At 36.7% G+C, this 20,401-nt stretch carries 16 protein-coding genes; all 16 read left to right on the forward strand.

Features of this window, described 5'->3' with window-relative positions; translation table 11 throughout:
- Nucleotides 1–57: 57 nt before the first annotated feature.
- The 16 genes from pstC to ACFIMW_RS02860 all read left to right on the forward strand — a co-directional run bounded on the left by pstC (nt 58) and on the right by ACFIMW_RS02860 (nt 20,291).
- Nucleotides 58–1,518 (forward strand): phosphate ABC transporter permease subunit PstC, encoded by a 1,461-nt coding sequence (pstC, locus tag ACFIMW_RS02785; protein WP_375606806.1) that lies wholly within the window; start codon nt 58–60, stop codon nt 1,516–1,518.
- The gene (gene pstA, locus ACFIMW_RS02790; RefSeq protein WP_375606807.1) at nt 1,515–2,807 is read left to right on the forward strand and encodes a phosphate ABC transporter permease PstA; all 1,293 of its coding nucleotides are present in this window, start codon (nt 1,515–1,517) and stop codon (nt 2,805–2,807) included. Before pstC ends, pstA begins: the two co-directional genes overlap by 4 nt.
- A 51-nt stretch (nt 2,808–2,858) precedes the next feature.
- A complete protein-coding gene (pstB, locus tag ACFIMW_RS02795) occupies nt 2,859–3,617 on the forward strand; it encodes a phosphate ABC transporter ATP-binding protein PstB (protein WP_139412809.1) in 759 nt (252 codons plus the stop codon).
- 21 nt (nt 3,618–3,638) lie between these two features.
- Complete coding sequence (phoU, locus tag ACFIMW_RS02800; RefSeq protein WP_375606808.1) at nt 3,639–4,361, forward strand: phosphate signaling complex protein PhoU; 723 nt, start codon at nt 3,639–3,641, stop codon at nt 4,359–4,361.
- A gap of 551 nt (nt 4,362–4,912) precedes the next feature.
- Nucleotides 4,913–5,746, forward strand: a complete 834-nt coding sequence (locus tag ACFIMW_RS02805; RefSeq protein ID WP_375606809.1) for a cell wall hydrolase — start codon at nt 4,913–4,915, stop codon at nt 5,744–5,746.
- Between the two features lie 179 nt (nt 5,747–5,925).
- Complete coding sequence (locus ACFIMW_RS02810) at nt 5,926–7,173, forward strand: aminopeptidase (protein ID WP_375608047.1); 1,248 nt, start codon at nt 5,926–5,928, stop codon at nt 7,171–7,173.
- Nucleotides 7,174–7,449: 276 nt separating this feature from the next.
- Nucleotides 7,450–8,325: a bifunctional DNA-formamidopyrimidine glycosylase/DNA-(apurinic or apyrimidinic site) lyase gene (mutM, locus tag ACFIMW_RS02815; protein WP_375606811.1), complete on the forward strand. Its 876-nt coding sequence runs from the start codon at nt 7,450–7,452 to the stop codon at nt 8,323–8,325.
- A gap of 85 nt (nt 8,326–8,410) precedes the next feature.
- Entirely contained in the window at nt 8,411–9,805 is a 1,395-nt protein-coding gene (locus tag ACFIMW_RS02820; protein WP_375608048.1) for a M20/M25/M40 family metallo-hydrolase, read from the forward strand.
- Nucleotides 9,798–10,418 carry a ribonuclease D gene (locus ACFIMW_RS02825; RefSeq protein ID WP_375608049.1) on the forward strand — a complete coding sequence of 207 codons (621 nt, stop codon included), beginning with the start codon at nt 9,798–9,800 and terminating at the stop codon, nt 10,416–10,418. The genes ACFIMW_RS02820 and ACFIMW_RS02825 overlap by 8 nt, the downstream gene beginning before the upstream one ends.
- A gap of 782 nt (nt 10,419–11,200) precedes the next feature.
- Nucleotides 11,201–11,530: a hypothetical protein gene (locus ACFIMW_RS02830; RefSeq protein WP_375608050.1), complete on the forward strand. Its 330-nt coding sequence runs from the start codon at nt 11,201–11,203 to the stop codon at nt 11,528–11,530.
- Nucleotides 11,531–12,499: 969 nt separating this feature from the next.
- Nucleotides 12,500–13,333 (forward strand): outer membrane protein, encoded by an 834-nt coding sequence (locus tag ACFIMW_RS02835; protein WP_375608051.1) that lies wholly within the window; start codon nt 12,500–12,502, stop codon nt 13,331–13,333.
- 337 nt (nt 13,334–13,670) lie between these two features.
- Nucleotides 13,671–14,540 (forward strand): porin, encoded by an 870-nt coding sequence (locus ACFIMW_RS02840; protein ID WP_375617357.1) that lies wholly within the window; start codon nt 13,671–13,673, stop codon nt 14,538–14,540.
- A 1,055-nt stretch (nt 14,541–15,595) separates the two neighbouring features.
- Nucleotides 15,596–15,727, forward strand: a complete 132-nt coding sequence (locus ACFIMW_RS02845) for an outer membrane protein (protein ID WP_375608053.1) — start codon at nt 15,596–15,598, stop codon at nt 15,725–15,727.
- 183 nt (nt 15,728–15,910) lie between these two features.
- The gene (locus tag ACFIMW_RS02850) at nt 15,911–16,789 is read left to right on the forward strand and encodes an outer membrane protein (RefSeq protein WP_375608054.1); all 879 of its coding nucleotides are present in this window, start codon (nt 15,911–15,913) and stop codon (nt 16,787–16,789) included.
- A gap of 343 nt (nt 16,790–17,132) precedes the next feature.
- The gene (locus ACFIMW_RS02855) at nt 17,133–17,261 is read left to right on the forward strand and encodes a hypothetical protein (protein ID WP_375608055.1); all 129 of its coding nucleotides are present in this window, start codon (nt 17,133–17,135) and stop codon (nt 17,259–17,261) included.
- A 1,239-nt stretch (nt 17,262–18,500) separates the two neighbouring features.
- Nucleotides 18,501–20,291 (forward strand): outer membrane beta-barrel protein, encoded by a 1,791-nt coding sequence (locus ACFIMW_RS02860; RefSeq protein WP_375608056.1) that lies wholly within the window; start codon nt 18,501–18,503, stop codon nt 20,289–20,291.
- The last annotated feature ends 110 nt before the right edge of the window (nt 20,292–20,401 follow it).

Genomic DNA, 20,401 nt, shown 5'->3' on the forward strand with positions numbered 1-20,401 from the left:
TGGATTTCTGGGATAGGAAATTTGGGTGCTATTTTTTTATAAAAACTGAAAGATAAAATGCGCATTTCCTTCATTATTTTGCTGTTATTAATTCTTGGATTTTGTGGCTTTTGTATTTCTTATATGCGTGCACGCTTTCTTGAATACAGACGACATAAAATGCATTCTCGTGCGTATTATTATGGCTGGTGGACATTTTTGATTACTGTTATTCCAGCTTTTATTTTTTTAATTTTTTGGGATTCTGGGAGTACAATTTATTTAGAATATAATGCCTCTCAAGAGCTTGAGGCATATAGTGCGCATATAACAGAGCCTGTAAATCATGATTTACTTTGGGAGACTCTTCGAAGTCTTGCCAAAATGCTTCATCACTTTGAAGGGGATCTTTCTACCGCTTCCTATAAGACAGTGCAGGCACAATTATTCGCGAAGGGATTTATTTTACCTGATGAAGTATCGGATGATGTGTACACAATGGCACAGTCATGGGTATTTTCTTCTGAAAAGCTTCAGTTCATTGGTTATGGTTTCCTTTTTGCTATTGCATTCTTTGGTTTTATCTGTGGAATAATGCAAATTGCTCCTCATCAGCGTGCGCGTAATAAGGTTGAATCTTTGATTATTATTGGACTGGTTTGTGCTTCTATCGTTGCTATCTTGACGACAATAGCCATTGCACTTTCTATGTTTTTTCAGACAATAAGCTTTTTTCAGTCTGTATCTTTTTCAAATTTCTTTTTAGGAACGGTTTGGGATCCGCGTTTTTCCGCGAGCGGTTCAAGCGGTGAAGTAGGACAATTTGGTTTAATACCACTTCTTGCTGGTACGCTTTATATTGCATTTGTTGCCATGCTTTTTGCTGTACCTATAGGATTATTTTCAGCTCTTTATATGGCCGAGTATGCTTCTTCGCGATTGCGAGCAATTGTGAAGCCATTGTTAGAAGTTCTTGCTGGCATTCCAACGATTGTTTATGGCTTTTTTGCTTTGAAGGTTGTAGGACCATTTTTACGAGATCTCTCTGCTTCTCTCTCAGACGGGGTTAGTTTTATTATGGCGCAAAGTGTTTTGACTGCTGGAGTTGTGATGGGAATTATGTTGATTCCTTTTGTTTCCTCTTTGTCGGATGATGTTATAACAGCTGTTCCACGCATTTTACGTGAAGGTTCTTATGGTTTAGGAGCAACACAATCTGAAACAATTAAGAAAGTCGTTATACCGGCAGCGCTTCCAGGGATTATGGGAGCAATTTTGTTGACAGCATCGCGTGCAATTGGTGAAACAATGATTGTGGTTTTGGCGGCGGGTGTTGCTGCAAACTTAACACTCAATCCTTTCGAAGCAATGACGACGATGACAGTTAAGATTGTTAATCAATTGACTGGTGATTTTGAGTTTAACTCTCCACAAACTTTGGTGGCTTTTGCATTAGGAATGACACTCTTTGTCATGACACTTTTGATGAATATTCTAGCTCTTTATATTGTGCGTAAATATCGGGAACAATATGAATGAATGAAAAAATTCTTTTTCCTCGTCGCAATATTAGCCTCAAACGTCGGTATTGGGCTGAACGTCGTTTTCGTGCTTATGGTTTGATTGCCATTTTTATTGGTTTGTTTTTTTTATTTGCGCTTTTATGGTCTATCATTAGTCAAGGTTATACAGCCTTTTTGCAGAGTCAAATGACATTATCGATTTATTTGGATGAAAAGATTATTGATCCAGGTGGTCAACATAAAACAAATCCACAGGTCCTCATAATGGCGAATTATCCAATTCTTGTACGCAATGCGTTAGCCAAGAAACTTGATATCGATCAAAATGATCGAGCCTCCCTGCGGGATGTTAGCCGTATGTTTTCAAGTGGTGTACGTGTTCAACTCCGTGAAATGGTGACAAAGAATCCAAGACTGATTGGCACAATGCAAAAAATCAAAGTTTTGGCAGCTGCGGATATCGATTCTGCTTATAAGGGGCAGATTGATCTGCATGTAGCAGAAAAAAACCGTAAAGTTTCTAATCGGCAAATAGAATGGATAAAGCGTTTAGCGCATGATGGTACGCTTTATAAAACATTTAATGTTGGTTTTTTTACACTTGGCGCTTCAAGTCGTCCTGAGACTGCTGGGTTAGGGGTTGCGATTATTGGTTCTCTTTATATGATAGGCATTGTTTTATTGGTTTCACTTCCGATAGGCATAGCAACGGCTCTTTATTTGGAAGAATATGCACGTAAAAATAAATTTACAGATTTTATTGAAGTTAATATCAATAATCTTGCAGCTGTTCCTTCGATTGTCTTTGGTCTTTTAGGACTCGCGGTTTTTATTAATTTTTTGGGATTACCACGTTCCGCTTCTTTTGTTGGAGGTCTTGTTTTAGCGCTCATGACTCTCCCCACGATTATTATTGCAACACGTTCTGCTTTGCGTGCTGTTCCTCTCTCTATTCGTGCAGCAGCTTTAGGTTTGGGGGCATCAAAAACACAAATGATTTTTCATCATGTTATTCCTTTAGCAGCGCCTGGTATTTTGACAGGTACAATTATTGGAGTAGCTCAGGCTTTGGGTGAAACTGCGCCTTTGCTTTTGATTGGAATGGTTGCTTTTGTTGTTAATATTCCTACGACTCCCATGGATCCAGCAACAGCGTTGCCTGTTCAAATTTTTATGTGGGCTGGTGAAGCAGAGCGCGCTTTTGTTGAAAAGACGTCAGGGGCTATTATTGTATTAATGATTTTTCTTGCGATCATGAATATTTCTGCGGTTTTTTTACGTCGACGATTTGAACGCCGCCAATAATTTTAATAAAATAACAATTTCGATAAGATTTTTGTAAGGTGAGTTTTTGTAATGAAGATTAAAATGCGTGGTCAGGATGTGAAGGTTTCTTATGGAGACAAAGAGGCACTCCATGGTATTACACTTGATATTCCTGAACATCAAGTGACTGCTTTGATTGGTCCATCAGGATGCGGGAAGTCAACTTTTTTGCGTTGTTTTAACCGTATGAATGATACAATTGAAGGTGCTAAAATAACGGGTCTTATTACCTTAGATGGGGAGAATATTTATGATCAGAGGATTGATGTTGTAGAATTGCGTGCTCGTGTTGGAATGGTTTTTCAAAAGCCTAGTCCTTTTCCAAAATCTATATTTGAGAATGTTGCGTATGGTCCACGCATTCACGGTTTGGTTAAAACACGCTCTGAATTGCATGATGTGGTTGAAAAGAGTTTGAGGCAGGCAGGTTTGTTTGAAGAAGTAAAAGACCGTCTTCATGATCTTGGAACAAGTTTATCAGGGGGACAACAACAGCGTTTGTGTATTGCACGTGCTATTGCGGTTAGTCCTGAAGTTATTTTGATGGATGAGCCTTGTTCAGCTCTTGATCCCATTGCGACAGCACGGATTGAAGAGCTTATCGATGCGTTACGGCAAAATTATACAATTGTTATTGTAACACATTCCATGCAACAGGCCGCACGTGTTTCTCAATATACGGCTATGTTTCATTTAGGGCATTTGGTAGAAGTTGGTGCAACTGAAATGATCTTTACTTCACCAAAAGAGCAACGGACGCAAGATTATATTACGGGGCGTTTTGGATAGGTAAATTGAGGAGTGTAAGATATGTCTATGAAACATACTGTCCGTTCTTATGATGCAGAACTAAAATATTTAAGAGTAAGGATTACAGAAATGGGGAGCCATGCAGAAAGGATGATTGAACGTTCTGTCGCATCGGTTGTGTGTAGTGATCTTCAACTTGCAACGACAGTGATTGCCGATGATGTGTTTTTAGATGAAGCAGAACGTGACATTGATGAAAAAGCGGTTGCTATTATATGCAAACGCCAGCCGATGGCTGTCGATTTGCGTGAAATTATTGGAGCCATTCGTATTTCTTCTGATCTTGAGCGGATTGGGGATATGGCCAAAAACATTGCTAAGAGGACTGTTGCACTTTCAGAAATACGTCAATCTGCATCCTTTTATCATGGACTTGAAACAATTACAGCTTTAGCGCTCAATCAATTAAAAGAAGTGTTAAATGCTTATACGAGTCGCTTATTAGAGCGTATTGACGCTGTGCGGGAGCGTGATGAGAAGATTGATGCTTTGTATACTTCTCTTTTTCGTGAACTTTTGACGTATATGATGGAAGATATGCGCAATATTACGGTTTGTACGCACTTACTGTTTTGTTTAAAAAACATTGAACGAATTGGTGATCATGTTACCAATATTGCTGAAATGTTGCATTATATCATAACGGGTTATCATATGTCTTCTGATCGTCCTCGCGATGATCTTACTTATAAAGTTGGGGTAGGTGAGAATAAAATAGATTAAAATTTTTCTTATATGTATAAAATAAGTTTGTAGATATATGAGTATTTTCTTAGAGTGCAGCTATAGAAAGAATAAGATAACCATCTTATGGAAAAGCACAAAGAAGTAACAAAGAGTTTTTTCAGAGAAGCATGGCAGATTTCTAACTCTTGATTTGACATATTTGTATATTGAATGATACCATTATTCACACTGTGGCTGGAGGGGAGTTTTCTAGGGGAATTTCCTTTCAGATCATTTTGTTAAAATTTTATATTCAAAGGGGATATCTGTATTATTTTTTTCGTATGTAGAAGAAGTGGATAGTGTTATTTTATTGTAATTAAAACGTCTGGGTTATTATAGCCTATATTGAATCGTGAAGAATAACAATATCGATCTGTAAATTAAGAGTTTTTTATTTTTTATTTTGCATAGATACTTTTTGATTACCTCTTGTATTAAAGTTTTACTGAGTGGTAACAATTAGCTATGTACTTTATTGAGAGATACATTTAAAGCTCATTTTAAAATTTGAATAGCTTAGAGATTATAGGAATGTGTTGCATAAGATGAAAAAAAATCGTTGGAATGTTTTTGTTACCTGTTGTGTAGCGCCGTTAGTTATTGTGGGATGTGCTTCAAATCATTTAGATACTGGAAAAATAAATAATAAGACAAAAACGGTTACGTATCCATTGACAGAGCGTCAATGCCTTATGCGAGCGATGTATTTTGAATCAAATCGCACAAGCCGTGAAGGAATGATTGCCGTTGGGACGGTTGTTATGAATCGTGTTAATTCGACCGCCTATCCTAAGACGATTTGTGGTGTTGTTGGTCAATATAAGCAGTTTGCTCCTGGTGTTTTAACACGTCCTATGACGGAGAAAGCATCTGTTGCTCGTGTAAGAGAAGCGGCTGATGCCGTTTTACGGGGTGAACGAGATAAGAAAGTTAAACACGCTAAGTTTTTTCATACCGCTGGTTTGTCTTTTCCGTATAAAAACATGCACTATGTTCATGTTGCAGGGGGAAATGCTTTTTATGAAAAACGATCGCGTGATGGATCACTTCAAATTCCTACAAATAATCGCCCTTATGATGTTGCTTATGCGTTTGCCCAAGAACGTTCTGGTAATACGCCAAGCTTTGTGGATGAAAGTTTAGAAAGTAGAGGAATAAGAACAGAAAAGAGTATATCTTCTTCTACACAGGTAGCACAGTCCAAGACGGACCATCCTACGTCTTTTGCGATGGTACAGCTTGATAAAGTTCCCATTCCCGCCTATGCGCCTCAACATCCAGCTAGGAAAGAAGAAAATAAACCGATTATGGCGTTACCTTCATCAGATCAGTTAAATGCAATTGTTGCAATGTTAGAAAAACGGTACACAAACCGATAATTTTTGCACGACCAAGGAAGTGTTTTTACAATCCATTGCAGTTTATGAATTAAGTGAACTCTTTAGCGATCATGATATCCATAATTATACGTGGAGAAAGTAAATTCAAAAGATATTGAATAACAATTTATAATATGACGACATAAAGAACGCATTCTATTTAAAGAAGGGTATTGGTAATGTACTTTGATATTCATGAGACAATTTCGCCTGAAATGCTTAATCGTCTTGCAGAAATTACAGTGAAAGTGGGGTTGAATTTACAAGAGGGGCAGGATCTTGTTTTAACTGCTCCAGTTTCAGCCCTCCCTTTTGTTCGGCGTATCGCATATCATGCTTATAAGATTGGTGCTGGTGTCATTACACCAATTTTTAGTGATGATATGTTATCACTTACACGTTTTGAAAATGCTCATACGGCTAGTTTTGATTGTGCTCCTTCTTGGCTCTATGAGGGAATGGCAAAGGCTTTTGAAAATGGGGCAGCGCGTTTAGCGATTGTTGGGGATAATCCTTTGCTCCTTTCCAATCAGGATTTTGATAAGGTTTCACGTTTAAATAAAGCCACTTCAATAGCTTACCAGCCGGCACTCAAGAAAATATCAAATTTTGCTATGAATTGGTCGATTGTTGCATATCCAACAGCAGGATGGGCTGAGGCAATGTTTCCTTCTTTACCTCTTAATGAGGCGATTAAAAAATTAGCTGATGCAATTTTTTCTGCTTCACGTGTTACAGAAGAAGATCCAGTGCATGCATGGAGTGTCCATAATGCAGCTTTGAAACAACGGTCATCTTGGCTTAATGAGCAGCGTTTCTCTGCTTTGCATTTTACAGGACCAGGTACCGATTTAACAGTTGGTTTGGCAGATGATCATGAATGGCATGGTGGTGCATCTGCAGCTCAAAATGGTGTTGTTTGCAATCCGAATATTCCGACAGAAGAAGTTTTCACGACTCCTCATGCTCATAAGGTTGAAGGTTTCGTTCGCTCAACAAAGCCTCTTTCTTATCAAGGAGCACTGATTGATAATATTGAGATGCGTTTTGAAGCAGGGCGTATTGTTGAGGCTCGTGCATCAACAGGTCAGGAAGTTTTGCAACAGGTTTTGCAAAGTGATGAAGGGGCTAGTCGCTTAGGTGAAGTTGCTCTTGTGCCCCATTCTTCACCAATTTCTAAGAGTGACCTCCTTTTTTATAATACCTTATTTGATGAAAATGCTGCATGTCATATTGCTTTAGGGCAGTGTTATTCCAAATGCTTTTTAGATGGGGCATCATTGACGTCAGAAGAGATTGCAGCACGTGGTGGAAATAAAAGTGTCATTCATATTGACTGGATGATTGGTTCTGGTGAAATTGACATAGATGGCATTACCCAAGATGGTGTAAGAGTTCCTGTATTTCGTAAGGGTGAATGGACTTAATTCTGTTATGCTGTAAAACTTCGTCATTTAAGGTGGGGTGGTATGCAAGTCTCATTGATACGCTAAGTATTTTAGAGTGTGTGGTATATATTCAAGGCAGGGTTTGGCCATAAAGCCTTTAGTTAAATGACTCACATGAGTAGAAAGCCAAGTAAAATCCACTCAGCAAGAATTTGTTTAGTAGATGTAGAGGAAGTCTTCGTTTTTAAAGGAGGGGGGAAGAAGCCAATTTATCAGTCATACGATTGGAAAGTGTATAATTATTAAAGAAGAGTAATGCCTGAGCTTCCTGAAGTAGAGACAGTTCGTCGTGGACTTGAGTCCGTTGTAACTGATGCAAAGATAGTATCTGTCAAACTTAATCGTAGAGATTTGCGTTTTCCTTTTCCTGAGGCGTTTTCTGAGCGCCTTATCGGCAGAAAAATTATAGAACTTGGTCGACGTGCGAAATATTTATTATTTCATCTTTCTCATAATGAAACAATTTTAAGCCATTTAGGAATGTCTGGTTCATGGCGTATAGAGAATGACATTTTGAGAAAAGCTTTTTCAACGAGAAATAAATTGGTTAAGCATGACCATTTTATCATGGATATTCAGACAAGGGATGGTGAATTTTATCACCTTATTTATAATGATGTGCGTCGCTTTGGGTTTATGCTTTTAGTCGATACGGACAAGCTTTATGAACATCCGCTTTTAAATAAGCTAGGGCTTGAACCTATGAGTAATTCGTTTTCTGGTCGTTATTTACAAAAGGCTTTTGTTAATAAAAAAATGTCTCTCAAGGGCGTTTTACTTGATCAGTCTATTGTTTCGGGTCTTGGGAATATTTATGTTTGCGAAGCACTTTGGCGGAGTCGTTTATCTCCACAACGTAGTGCATTTACATTGGCATCAAAAACGACACGTGCACGTGAATTTGCAGATTCTTTAGCACAAAATATACGCAATGTGATTTCTGAAGCCATTTTGTCCGGTGGCTCTTCTTTACGTGATTATATGCATATAGATGGTTCACTTGGTTATTTTCAACACGCTTTTTCAGTTTATGGACGAGAAGGCAAGGAATGTTTGGAATGTGGAACGCCTATTATACGTATTTTACAGGCTGGGCGTTCAAGTTTTTACTGCTCACAGTGTCAAAAATGAATAAGGTGTCTTGCAAAATCCTACAAGAGGCTTAAAGTCAGGTTCTTACAATTATACGAATATACGAGGCTTGAGAGGTTTTTTTATGTTGAATAAAGTATTAACACATCTTGATGAGAATATAGGAAAGAGCCTTGAACGCCTTTTTTCTCTTTTACGTTTCCAATCGATTTCTACAGACTTGGCTTATAAGGATGAATGTCGTAAAGCAGCTGATTGGTTGGTAGAAGATTTAAAAACAATAGGTTTTGAGGCTTCACGGCGTGATACACCAGGTCATCCAATGGTTGTTGGACATCATCCAGGGCCTTCAGATGATTGTCTGCATGTGTTATTTTATGGACATTATGATGTTCAACCTGTTGATCCATTAAATTTATGGGAAGATGATCCATTTAATCCTTCATTAAAGGAAAAAGATGGAGAAAAAGTTATTTGTGCTCGTGGCGCTTCTGATGACAAAGGTCAGCTCATGACCTTTGTTGAGGCATGTCGTGCATTTAAGAAAGAAACGGGGCAACTTCCCATTAAGGTTACTGTTTTATTTGAGGGAGAAGAAGAAAGTGGTTCTCCTTCTCTTGTTCCTTTTTTAAAAGAAAATAGGGATGAACTTAAGGCTGATTGTGCATTGGTTTGTGATACAGCAATGTGGGATGCCGATACACCATCTGTTTGTATTGCTCTTCGGGGTATTTTAGGAGAAGAGGTTACGATTACAGCAGCCGATCGTGATTTGCACTCTGGTGCTTATGGAGGGGTAGCTGCTAACCCTATTCATATTTTAACAAAAATCTTAGCAGGACTTCATGATGACAATGGTCGTGTAACGCTTCCAGGTTTTTATGATGGAGTTGAAGAAACACCTTCACAGATTTTGCAATCATGGAATGCCCTGAATTGTACTGCTGAAAATTTTCTTGGTCCTATAGGACTTTCCATTCCTGCTGGTGAAAAAGGACGGAGCATTTTAGAACTTGTATGGGCGCGTCCTACAGCAGAAGTTAACGGGATTAGTGGTGGTTATGAAGGAGAAGGAATAAAAACAGTTATTGCTTCTCAAGCGAATGCGAAAGTATCTTTTCGTTTAGTGCATAAGCAAGATCCAGAGAAGATACGCCAAGCTTTCCGTCATTATGTGTGCGGTCTTATTCCTGCTGATTGTACTGTTGAATTTAAGGGGCATGGTGGTTCTTCTGCAATTCAAATTCCTTATGATTCACCTTTTATCAAGGCCGCAAAAGAAGCTTTGTCGCAAGAATGGAGCAATCCTGCTATACTCGACGCTATGGGGGGATCAATTCCGGTTGTGGGAGATTTTCAGTCAATTCTTGATATGGAATCTGTTCTGGTTGGATTTGCATTATATAATGATCGTATTCATTCTCCCAATGAAAAGTATAATTTAAAATCGTTTCATAAGGGGCAGCGATCTTGGGCGCGTATTCTTGCAGCTTTAGCAAATAGGAGGGTAAATGGCTGAGATTCGTGTTCATCAAGGTGATTTACCAAACTTAGACAATTATAAAACTGATGCTATTGCGATTGATACCGAAACTTTAGGCTTACAACCGCATCGTGATCGTTTATGTGTTGTGCAGCTTTCTGCCGGAGATGGTACTGCTGATATTATACAAATTGCTAAAGGACAAAAGAGTGCACCTAATTTGGTCAAGCTTCTTGAAGATAACGCGGTTACCAAAATATTTCATTTTGGGCGTTTTGATCTTGCTATTTTAGCGCATACATTTGGTGTTATGCCAGAAGCTGTTTTTTGTACAAAAATTGCTTCTAGACTCACGCGTACTTATACGGATCGTCATGGCTTAAAAGAAGTTTGTAATGAATTGCTGAATGTGAATATTTCTAAACAGCAACAATCTTCCGATTGGGCAGCAGAAACGTTATCACAGGCACAAATTGAATATGCTGCGTCGGATGTGTTATATTTGCATCGTTTAAAGGTTATATTTGAAGAACGTTTAAGACGTGAAGAGCGAGAAAATGTTGCCAAGGCATGCTTTCAATTTTTGCCTATGAGAGCTAGGCTTGATCTTTTAGGATGGGCGGAAGTTGATATTTTTGCGCATAGCTAACTTTAAAATTGGCTTTTAAATGGAGTTAATTATTGATGTGAGAGGGCAAAATGCTTGTACATTATGGGCATTTTATCCTCTCATTTTTTCTGATAAGAATTATAATAAATTTTTAAGTGCTATTTCATTTGAAATTTAGGCAATAAAAGTATTTTTGCATTCATATTTTTTATTTTTGTAACAGCTTTTATTTGAAACAAAGCAATTTTGAGGAGAGGCTGGAAACATACGGTAGGTTGGAAGGCTTAATATATAAAGATGATCACGATAACTCTGAACGATACAAAAAATGACTCTTAGAAAAGTGCGCAAAAAACAAGACAGCAGTAGTGCTTTTTGCCTAGTCAAAATGTTACAATAGTTTTTGTATTTAAACAGCTCAACAGTCCCCCTTTGTTAAGAATTTTATCCATGAATCAACTTCATTTATGATGTGTAAGCGAAAAATTTTCTTAATGCATCATGATCAAGTTTGAAATGGGAGAATCTTACGATATTTAGAGCGTTCATTCATGGGGGTATTTTATAAATCAATATGTTGATGTAAAATTCCCGTTGTTTATTATTTTTAGACGATACTTCATGTCTTTATTTACTACCAAACAAATGATTTCTATGTTGGCAGAGCAGGGGAATTTGCATTTATTTTAAAATTAGAATGCTCCAAAGTTTTGTTTTTTAGAATTCTCACCTTTCATCTATCAACATGTTATTTTTCTCTGGAAATTTTCAATGGGGATACTAAATAAAATCCATTGTGGATATTTTGTGAGGTTAAATTTATGAATATAAAATATTTTATGACAACTTTTGCTACTTTTGCTTCAATTTCTGTAGCGCAGGGTTCTTCTGTTTTGTTTTCTCAAAAGTTAATACAGGACATATCTGCGATTGTTCCTCCTATAGATCTTTTTTCTAGTGAACGATCTAGAAAGATCTTATCAGAAGTTTTTCAGATAGAACTTTCTTGCACAAATAACAGCGAATGCATAACAGCAGCTCAGTTAGTCCCTGTGTTACATTCTGGTAAAAAAAGAGATCATTATCCTAAAAAAGGATCAGGGAAAAGAAGACGACCAAACCTATTTGCACGAGGTCCAATGAGTTATTAAAAAGTGAAAAAACAACATTAAGAGATGTATATATGTGTGAGGGAGTTGAAGAAGAGAGATATTTTTCTGCTAAATCTATGATTTTTTAAGAAAGGTATGTTTGAAGGCTTTAAGAAAGATCTTTCATTTTTTCAGCATTAAGGAGTGTTTTTATATAAGTTTTGATGTTTATCATAGCTGGTGTCTTTCTTGAGGTATTTTTTCAATTTAACTAAAAAGAGTATGAAATGATAGCCTACAAATAGGGCTAAAGCTCTGAAAAAGATTTTCTAGAAAGTTAAGCAGAAGCGTAAGTATTTCAAAAAATAATAAATGACTAATTAAAACAAAGAGCATGTGTGATAAATTACCTGTGATTTTGTTGCAATTTATGGAATATTGGGAGTCTTATTTTGTGCGATACAAGTGTCCTTTACAATCTAAAAAAACAATCAGAGAGCTATTTGCATTTTGGTCATGCGAAGGGTGAAGCTAAAAATTTTGTTTGTATGAATTTAAATAGAACGGTTGTATTTGGCTGTTTTCAATACTTTAACAGTTCTCGCTATTTTTGATATTGAGAGTATTCATAGGTGGCATTTTAGCCTTTAATAGTTTTATTTATCCACACACATTTGCTCTTTTGTGATGTGCAGGGGAATGGTTTTCGTTATTTAAATATAAATGAGAGCATCTTCAATAGTGCAGGTAAGCTATAAAAGACAATCTTTCATAGCCAATAATACATGCTTTACACGGAGGGGATAGTGTAGATTTTTTGCAAAATTCATAAAGGAGAGAAAATGTGACGAAAAGAGATCCTTTGTGGGCATAGTTTAATTCTTATTTATTACAGATCAAGCAATTAAGGGTGGCGGGAGAGGCTTTTTGTTTTTTTTATGAGTGTATCATTTTTGCTACAGATATCTAGAGATAGGGCTCTATATGAAATGACGTGTTCAAATAAATATTCAGCTATGGAGAGAAAATATGAATATAAAATGGTTAATAACAGCTTCTGCTTTCGCTTTTGTTTCAGCTTCAGCGGTGCAGGCAGCAGATGTTATTGTTCCCCCGCGTCCAACTCCTGTTGCTCCCGTTATTGTTGCTCCAACTTTTTCTTGGACAGGTTTCTATCTTGGTGGGCAGCTTGGTGGTTTTTCGGGTAAAACAAAGATGGATATTCTTGCTAGTGGACAAAAGATTCCAGTAGATGACGATTATTTGCCTAAACTATCTGGTTTCATGGGTGGTCTTTACGCAGGTTCCAATATTGATCTCGGCAATGGCCTTATTTTAGGTGTTGATACGGATATTATGTGGTCTAATAAAGATGACACGAAGACAGGAAAAACATACATTATTGCTCCAAATCACATAAATTATATTAAGAAGATATTAACAGAATCTGGAATTAATATTGGTAAAGACGCGCTTGAAGCTGGTGCTAAACGAACCCACAGTTTCACTTTTAAAGAAAAGTGGGCTGGTGCAACGCGCGTGCGTATTGGTTTTGCAGCTGAACGCATTATGCCTTATGTTGCTGGTGGTATCGCTTATACACAGCTTCAAGATAGTGCGTTGATTTCAATAACAGATAAAGATTCAGACAAAGTAATCGCTTCTGGTACTCTTTCTGATGAAACAAAGACCCTTGTTGGTTACACTTTTGGTGCTGGTGTTGATTTAGCAATGACCAATAATATTATTGTCCGGGCGGAATATCGTTACTCAGATTTTGGTAAAAAGAAATTCTCAAATGATAAATATGAGACTTCTTACAAAACCAATGATTTCCGTGTAGGTGTTGCTTACAAATTTTAATAGATGGTAAGTTAAATAACGAAGAGGCTTCGTCTTTGACAGAGCCTCTGTTATTTTCTGTTGCTATATTATCACACAACACATAATTTATTGTGGATATGAAAAGATATTCTTCAGATCTTCTTAAAAAGTTTTTCATAAACAATAAAGAATAATTACATTTAAAATCAATAAGTTATTACATTATACAGCTTACGGTTTCTTGTGCAAAACGAAGCTATGAGATCATTTCGTCTTGGATGATCCCTCTATTTTCTGTAACTGTATCATTTTTACTACAGCTTTTCTTTCTCTAATTTTGTAGCACTGTCTCATAAATAAATTAGGAGCAAAGTTTATGAATATAAGATCTTTAGTAACAACTTCTATTATCGCTATGGCGGCTGCTTCTGCAGCACAAGCTGCTGATGTTGTCATCCCTCGTGAAACAGCCCCAGCAGTCATCGCAGCCCCTTCATTTTCTTGGACAGGCTTTTATATTGGTGGTCAGATTGGTGGTTTTTCAAGTAAAGTTGAATTAAAAGATAAAGATAAAGATACTTCAGTTTTTAAAGACTTGTCACCTAAACTTTCAGGTTTGATTGGCGGTTTTTATGCAGGATCTAACTTTGATCTTGGAAATGGCATTATATTAGGTGTTGAAACAGATATGATCTGGTCTGGCAAAAAGGATGTGCGAGTAGTTTCTAAAACTGATACTCCTCCAGCTAGTGGAACTGAAACTCCTCCAGCTAGTGGAACTGAAACTCCTCCAGCTAGTGGAACTGAAACTCCTCCAGCTAGTGGAACTGAAATTGTAAAGAGTTTAAGTGTTAGAAATACAGCTGCACAAGGAATTGTGGATGTATCAGAAGGTGTTGGTTTTAAACAGAAATGGGCTGGTGCTACGCGAGTACGTATTGGTTTTGCTGCTGCTGACCGCATTATGCCTTATGTTGCTGGAGGTGTTGCCTATACACAGCTAGAGGCTGCTTATGGAGAAGTGAAGGTAGGTAATAAAACTTTTGTTTCAGGTTCATCTGATGAAACAGCAACAATGGTTGGTTTCACTATTGGTGGCGGTCTTGATTTTGCAGTGACTGATAATGTCCTGTTGCGTGCAGAATACCGTTACGCGGACTATGGTAAAAAGAAATTTTTTGCAAAAGAAAAAGAATATAATTTCAGAACCAATGACTTCCGTGTAGGTGTTGCATACAAATTCTAATTTCGTCAAAAACGAAATGATGAAGACAAAATAAATTGTTATGAGGCTCTGTTAAAGACGGAGCCTCTTTTATTTTTCTATTGATATATTATCACATACCTTATATTTGTTGGGGATGTAAAAGATATTATTCGGATTTTCTTAAAAAGATTTTCATAAACAAGAGACAATAACTACGGTGTAAAATCAATATCTTATGTATATATTTATAACTTACAGTTTTTTGTACGAAGTGAAGTTATGAAATGATTTTATATTGGGTTCGTCTTTCGTTTCCTATGGTTGTATCATGTTGACTACAGCGTTTTTTCTGTAGTTGTATAATACTTCGTTCTAAATAAATTAGGAGCAAAGTTTACGAATATAAAATCTTTAATCATAATTTCTGTTATCATTATAACTACAGCTTTGCGACACAAGCTGCTAATGCTATCATTCTTGGTGAAGTAGCTCCAACAGGTATTGCTGCTCCTACTTTTTTTGAACAGGGTTTTATATCGGTGGTCAAGTTGGCAACTTTTTAAGCCAAGTTGATCTATTTGATTTAGAGATAAAAAAAACTCCATACAAATATGGATTGCCTAAACTTTCAGGTTTGATTGGCGGTTTTTATACAGGGTCTAACTTTGATCTTGGAAATGTCTTCATCTTAGGTGTTGCAACAGATGCAGTTTGGGCATGACCGTGGAAAAACAAAAACGCACTTAGAAGATCTTGAGGCGTATGAGATATAAAAATTTAGCCAAAATCTTATAAATGCTGGCGTTACTTTGGCTGATGCAGAAAAGCTTCACGATGATGATACAATAGTTTATAATTTTTACTGAAGAAGAAAAATGGTCTAGTTTAACATGGGCCCGTATTAGTTTTGTAGTTGCTAATCGTATAATACCTTATTTTGCTGATGGTATTGCTTATACGCAAATGTAGGGCATTTCCACAATTGAAGTGAAAAAAGAGGCTGGCTGATAATACTGATCAAAAGATCGCTTCTGATAATTTGCATGATGAAGACAAAGACACTGGTTAGTTTCACCCTAGGTGTTGACTTTGCAATGACAGACAATGTTCTGTTGCGTGCAGAATACCATTACTCGGACTTTTGTAAGAAGCAATTTGCAAAGGATGAGGGTAAACTAGGCTACAAAACCAATGGCTTTCGTGTAAGTATTGCTTACAAGTTCTAATTTTGTCAAAAGCGCAATTATGAATACAAAGTATTAATAAAAAATTAAATTTCCAAAAGATCTTGACTTTTACAAAAACCCTGTTTTCTAAGATTTTTATTTGTACAATTGTGACATTTTTACTACAGATTTTCTGTTTATAATCTTGTAGGATCATCTTGTAGTTAATTTAGGAGCAAAATTATGAATACAAAATTTTTAATAGCAACTTCTGTTGTCGCTTTGATTTCATCTTCTGCAGCATATGCAGCTGATGTCGTGATTCCTCATGAAGCCGCACCAGCAGTTATCACAGCCCCTTCGTTTTCTTGGACAGGCTTTTATCTTGGTGGTCAAGTTGGTAACTTTTCGAGTAAAACGAAATTAACTGTTCCAGGAGCAGACAAAGAACTTTTCAAAAAAGATAATATACCTAGTCCTTCTGGTTTCATGGGTGGCCTTTATGCAGGATCTAACGTAGACCTCGGAAATGGTCTCATTCTGGGTGTTGAAACTGATGCAGTTTGGGCAGACCGTGAAGAATCAAAAACAGCCCGTGAATTGACTCTTACTAAAGAAGATGTGGCATTTTTTAATAATGCCCTTGAAAAAGCTAAGGTTGAACTAAAAGATCATCAGCAGTTTGAAATAGGTGACAAAGTAACGGAAAAACACAGTTATAAAGAAAAATGGTCTGGTGCTACACGCGTTCGTATCGGTTTTGCTGCTATTGACCGTATTATGCCTTATGTTGCTGGTGGTATTGCCTATGCGCAGGTACAGGGCATTCAGTCAGTTGCAGGAAAAGGAGAGAGAGCTAAAGTTGAGCAGAAAGCTGATGTGATGGAAAACCCACCAGTTAAGCAAAATGTAGATTTGACTGGTGGTACTTGGGCTGATGACACGAAGACAATGGTTGGTTTTACTATTGGTGGTGGAGTTGACTTTGCAATGACAGAAAACGTTCTTTTACGTGCAGAATACCGTTACTCCGATTTTGGTAAAAAGAAATTCGCAAACGATACACGTGAATTCAACTACAAAACCAATGACTTCCGTGTAGGTGTCGCTTACAAGTTCTAATTTCGTAAAAATGAAATTATAAGCACAAAAAGATACTAAGGCCTCGTTTAACGAGGCCTTTATTTTATTAGCCCTTTATTTTAATCTTTCTTAAACCCTTCTTGTTTTTATTATTTCATTTTGTGTTATAAAGCTTTAAAGAAAAAAGTCGTCTATTATAAATGTCTTGCAACATATTGATTTATAAAGATAATTTAATATTATTCATGTTGAATTAGATCCTCAAATACCGTAAAATTTTCTCATTTCAAATCTGTGTATGTTGAATCAATAAAAATCACTTGCTTGCACATCATAGGTAGGATGAGTGTGTGGATAAAAACTATAGAAGAAAGGATTAAAAATGGCTCTTATGAACCATCTTAATGCAAGGAAAGGGAGAGAGCAGTATTCACGAGCTGGCAAAATGTGTGATGGTGCCGATTTGCTTCTCCATAAGCGGATTGGTTACATATATAGAGAGATTTTATAATTACTGATTAATAAAATCTTATATCACTGCTGCTATTTCACACCTAAGTGAAAAGCGTTCAATTAATCTCAAAAACAGGAAAAGATCATAACCAGTGATTAACTTTAGCCGCCTTTTATATGCTAGTTTAGAACGATCGTGCTACATATATCCTGTTAGAGTACTCTCTGAAACGGAAATACAGTCTCATTAGGGAAGCATATGAAATTATAAAGATAAAAATCAGTTTTCAACTTTACCTTCTTCTTTTAATTGAGTTTTATGATTTTCAAAAGCATTGAGAGCAATGTTTTTTTAATAGTGAGGATGATGTATTGTTTTGCGCTTTTATTTATTGCATTCTTTAATGGGATCACACCTCTTATGAAAACAAAATGCCCCAAACGGACTATATCGTTGTTACGTATTCACACGCTTGTTTTAAAGAAATATTTCTCAGGGCATATCATATCTGTTTCATGTCAAGATTCGTGAATAGTATAAAGCGATAATCCCCCAATATAATAACTCCATTGAGTACTACGACCTTTATGCTTAATAAAAAGAGTAAACTGGCACCATCATACACTGTAATAGCCACCAATGTTTCAGACAGACCTTAGCTGTTAAGAGCTTTTATAAAAAGTATTTTTAATCTTGTCTTTAATATTTTTTATTGACATGCTCCATCCCGTTTATGACATACACAGAGACATGGTTTTGATGGATTCAACATGGAACAGGTTTTAAACGAGAGAATCCTACGGTATTAGATTTTTTTATTAAACATACAAACAATAAGTTATCTTTATAAATCAAAGTGATGTGTTAGGACGACAATATTTCTGAAAAAAATCTAAAAGTTTTTTTGTGAATGTTTTATTTCATGAAACTTTTATGGTGCTTGGTTTTAAAAAATGTAATGATTGATTTTACGGTTTGCACTGGCGTTGATTTTTTGAGTGATAGACAATGTTTTTTGTGTGCAGAATATTGTTATTGAGATTTCTGTAAAAAGAAATTTGTAAAGAATATTGTCATTAACCGTCACGCGAAAATTTAATGGAAATAAATCCAATTTTAAGACACATAATTTTAGTGTGATTTAATTTACAAATCCTCATTGAAAACAAAACTAAATAGTTAAGAAAGCTTATTTTCAAAAATCCTTTATTTTTTTGTGAGTGTGTTATTTTTGCTACAGATATTTCAAAAAAGATACTCTATATACATTTCATTTTGGATATTTGGAGAGATTTTATGAACACAAAATGTTTAATAACAGCGTCTATTTTTTCTTTAATTTCGGCATCTACAGCGTTAGCTGCTGATGTTCTGATTCCTCATCAGCCAGCATCATCGACTTCTTCTGCCATTGTTGCTCCTACTTTTTCATGGACAGGTCTTTATTTAGGTGTCCAAGCCGGTGGTTTTTCGAGCAAAGCGGATATGGCTCTTATTGATCAAGAAAAGAATTTCTCGCTGGATAAAGAGTTCTCTCCTAAACTTTCAGGTTTTGCAGGTGGTTTTTATGCAGGGTCTAATATCGATCTCGGTGACAGCTTTGTTTTTGGTATTGATACGGATTTAATGTTATCTGGAAAAAAACACACAAAAACCATAACCATAGGTGCATCTAATAACGCTACAGTAGAGAATGCAGTAGGAAGAGCCCGCAGATCAGCAGAAGTTGTAACCCCAAAAGCATCAATATCAACAGTATCAGTACCATCAACGCTAAATGTACAAACAAAAGCAGAAGGAGGAATACAACAATCAAAAGGGTTAACAGAGACTAACGCTAATCCAAAAGCGCCAGAAAATTCTACAACACAAACGTTATTAGAATCAGAGAAAACTGTGCAATCACCAGCAGCTGGCAGCACTAATTCAGTAAAATCAGTATCAGGAAGGTCAAGCCCAACAGCAATGTTAAAGCAAACAGCTATATCTAAACAAACATCTTCCACCACGGGGACAAACTCAGAGCAACCAGTATCAGCTTCATTATTAAGATCAGATACAGGAGAAACATCATTAAGAGAGAATGTATCAAAAGTAGTAGCAAAATCAGCATCTCCCAGTGTACAGACAGGATCGATATCAAAAGCGTCAGAACCGCTTTCTTTGGCAAGGTCATCTACAGGAGAGCAACCATCAGAAGCGAGAGTAAGTAAACCCAAAGCGTCTGTAAGATCAGAATCTGCACAAACGGTTGGAAAAACACCAGTATCCTCTCATTCAATAAAAGAATCAAATGAGCTAGTAGCAAAAGCACCCACATCAGTACAGCCATCAGCAGTAGAGAAAACGGTACCGAGTTCATCACTTGTACTAGCGAGATCAGGATCATCTGGATCTGAGAAAGAGGCTTCTAATGGAACAAGCGGAGGTCATCATAGTATTCAGAGTTATAGTGGTAATAACTCTCATTCGCGCGTTGCTTCTAATGGAGGTGGACATGCTCATCCACATGGTGCACCTCACGGCGGTGGATACAGCTCTGGTGCTAATCCGCATGGTTCTCACCCACATACTTCTCATCCTCATGGTGGACAGAATATGGCTGGACACGGTGCACAAAGTCCCCAAGCGGCAGATAAGAGCAATTCCAGTGTATACGGTATAGAACAAATCAAAAAGGTTGCTTCTGAACTTGCTCTGGATCAAGAAGATGAAGTTGAAGCTTTAAACCATACTTTCAAACAAAATTGGGGTGGTGCTACACGGGTCCGTATTGGTTTTGCTGCTGATCGCTTTATGCCTTATCTCGCTGGTGGTATTGCTTATGGGCAGTTCCAAGACACTGTATCAATATCTGTTAAGGGTGAGGACGGAAGTGTCGTTTCTTCTAAAAACTTAACTGATGAGACAAAAACTATGATTGGTTACACTCTGGGTGGTGGCATTGATTTCGCGATGTTGGATAATGTGATTGTACGTGCAGAATATCGTTATTCCGATTTTGGTAAAAAGAAATTTGCAAAAGAAAAACTTGAAGTTAATTACAAAACCAATGATTTCCGTGTTGGTGTAGCTTACAAATTTTGATCTTTTTTAAGAGTAAATTTCTAAGAGGCTCCACTATTAGTGGAGCCTTTATTTTTTTAAATCATTTTTTGGTTTCTTTTCTTGTGAATTTCATGTTAAAGCCCATAAAG

This window comes from Bartonella sp. AC329YNZD, from assembly GCF_042196685.1.
Taxonomy (GTDB): Bacteria; Pseudomonadota; Alphaproteobacteria; order Rhizobiales; family Rhizobiaceae; genus Bartonella.

Coding starts and splice junctions, on each gene's coding strand:
- ACFIMW_RS02820 (WP_375608048.1), top strand. CDS start 8,411: ATGTTGAATAAAGTATTAACACATCTTGATGAGAATATAGGAAAGAGC.
- ACFIMW_RS02825 (WP_375608049.1), top strand. CDS start 9,798: ATGGCTGAGATTCGTGTTCATCAAGGTGATTTACCAAACTTAGACAAT.
- ACFIMW_RS02860 (WP_375608056.1), top strand. CDS start 18,501: ATGAACACAAAATGTTTAATAACAGCGTCTATTTTTTCTTTAATTTCG.
- ACFIMW_RS02855 (WP_375608055.1), top strand. CDS start 17,133: ATGGCTCTTATGAACCATCTTAATGCAAGGAAAGGGAGAGAGCAGTAT.
- ACFIMW_RS02835 (WP_375608051.1), top strand. CDS start 12,500: ATGAATATAAAATGGTTAATAACAGCTTCTGCTTTCGCTTTTGTTTCA.
- ACFIMW_RS02845 (WP_375608053.1), top strand. CDS start 15,596: ATGACAGACAATGTTCTGTTGCGTGCAGAATACCATTACTCGGACTTT.
- ACFIMW_RS02805 (WP_375606809.1), top strand. CDS start 4,913: ATGAAAAAAAATCGTTGGAATGTTTTTGTTACCTGTTGTGTAGCGCCG.
- mutM (WP_375606811.1), top strand. CDS start 7,450: ATGCCTGAGCTTCCTGAAGTAGAGACAGTTCGTCGTGGACTTGAGTCC.
- ACFIMW_RS02850 (WP_375608054.1), top strand. CDS start 15,911: ATGAATACAAAATTTTTAATAGCAACTTCTGTTGTCGCTTTGATTTCA.
- pstC (WP_375606806.1), top strand. CDS start 58: ATGCGCATTTCCTTCATTATTTTGCTGTTATTAATTCTTGGATTTTGT.
- ACFIMW_RS02810 (WP_375608047.1), top strand. CDS start 5,926: ATGTACTTTGATATTCATGAGACAATTTCGCCTGAAATGCTTAATCGT.
- ACFIMW_RS02840 (WP_375617357.1), top strand. CDS start 13,671: ATGAATATAAGATCTTTAGTAACAACTTCTATTATCGCTATGGCGGCT.
- pstA (WP_375606807.1), top strand. CDS start 1,515: ATGAATGAAAAAATTCTTTTTCCTCGTCGCAATATTAGCCTCAAACGT.
- ACFIMW_RS02830 (WP_375608050.1), top strand. CDS start 11,201: ATGAATATAAAATATTTTATGACAACTTTTGCTACTTTTGCTTCAATT.
- phoU (WP_375606808.1), top strand. CDS start 3,639: ATGTCTATGAAACATACTGTCCGTTCTTATGATGCAGAACTAAAATAT.
- pstB (WP_139412809.1), top strand. CDS start 2,859: ATGAAGATTAAAATGCGTGGTCAGGATGTGAAGGTTTCTTATGGAGAC.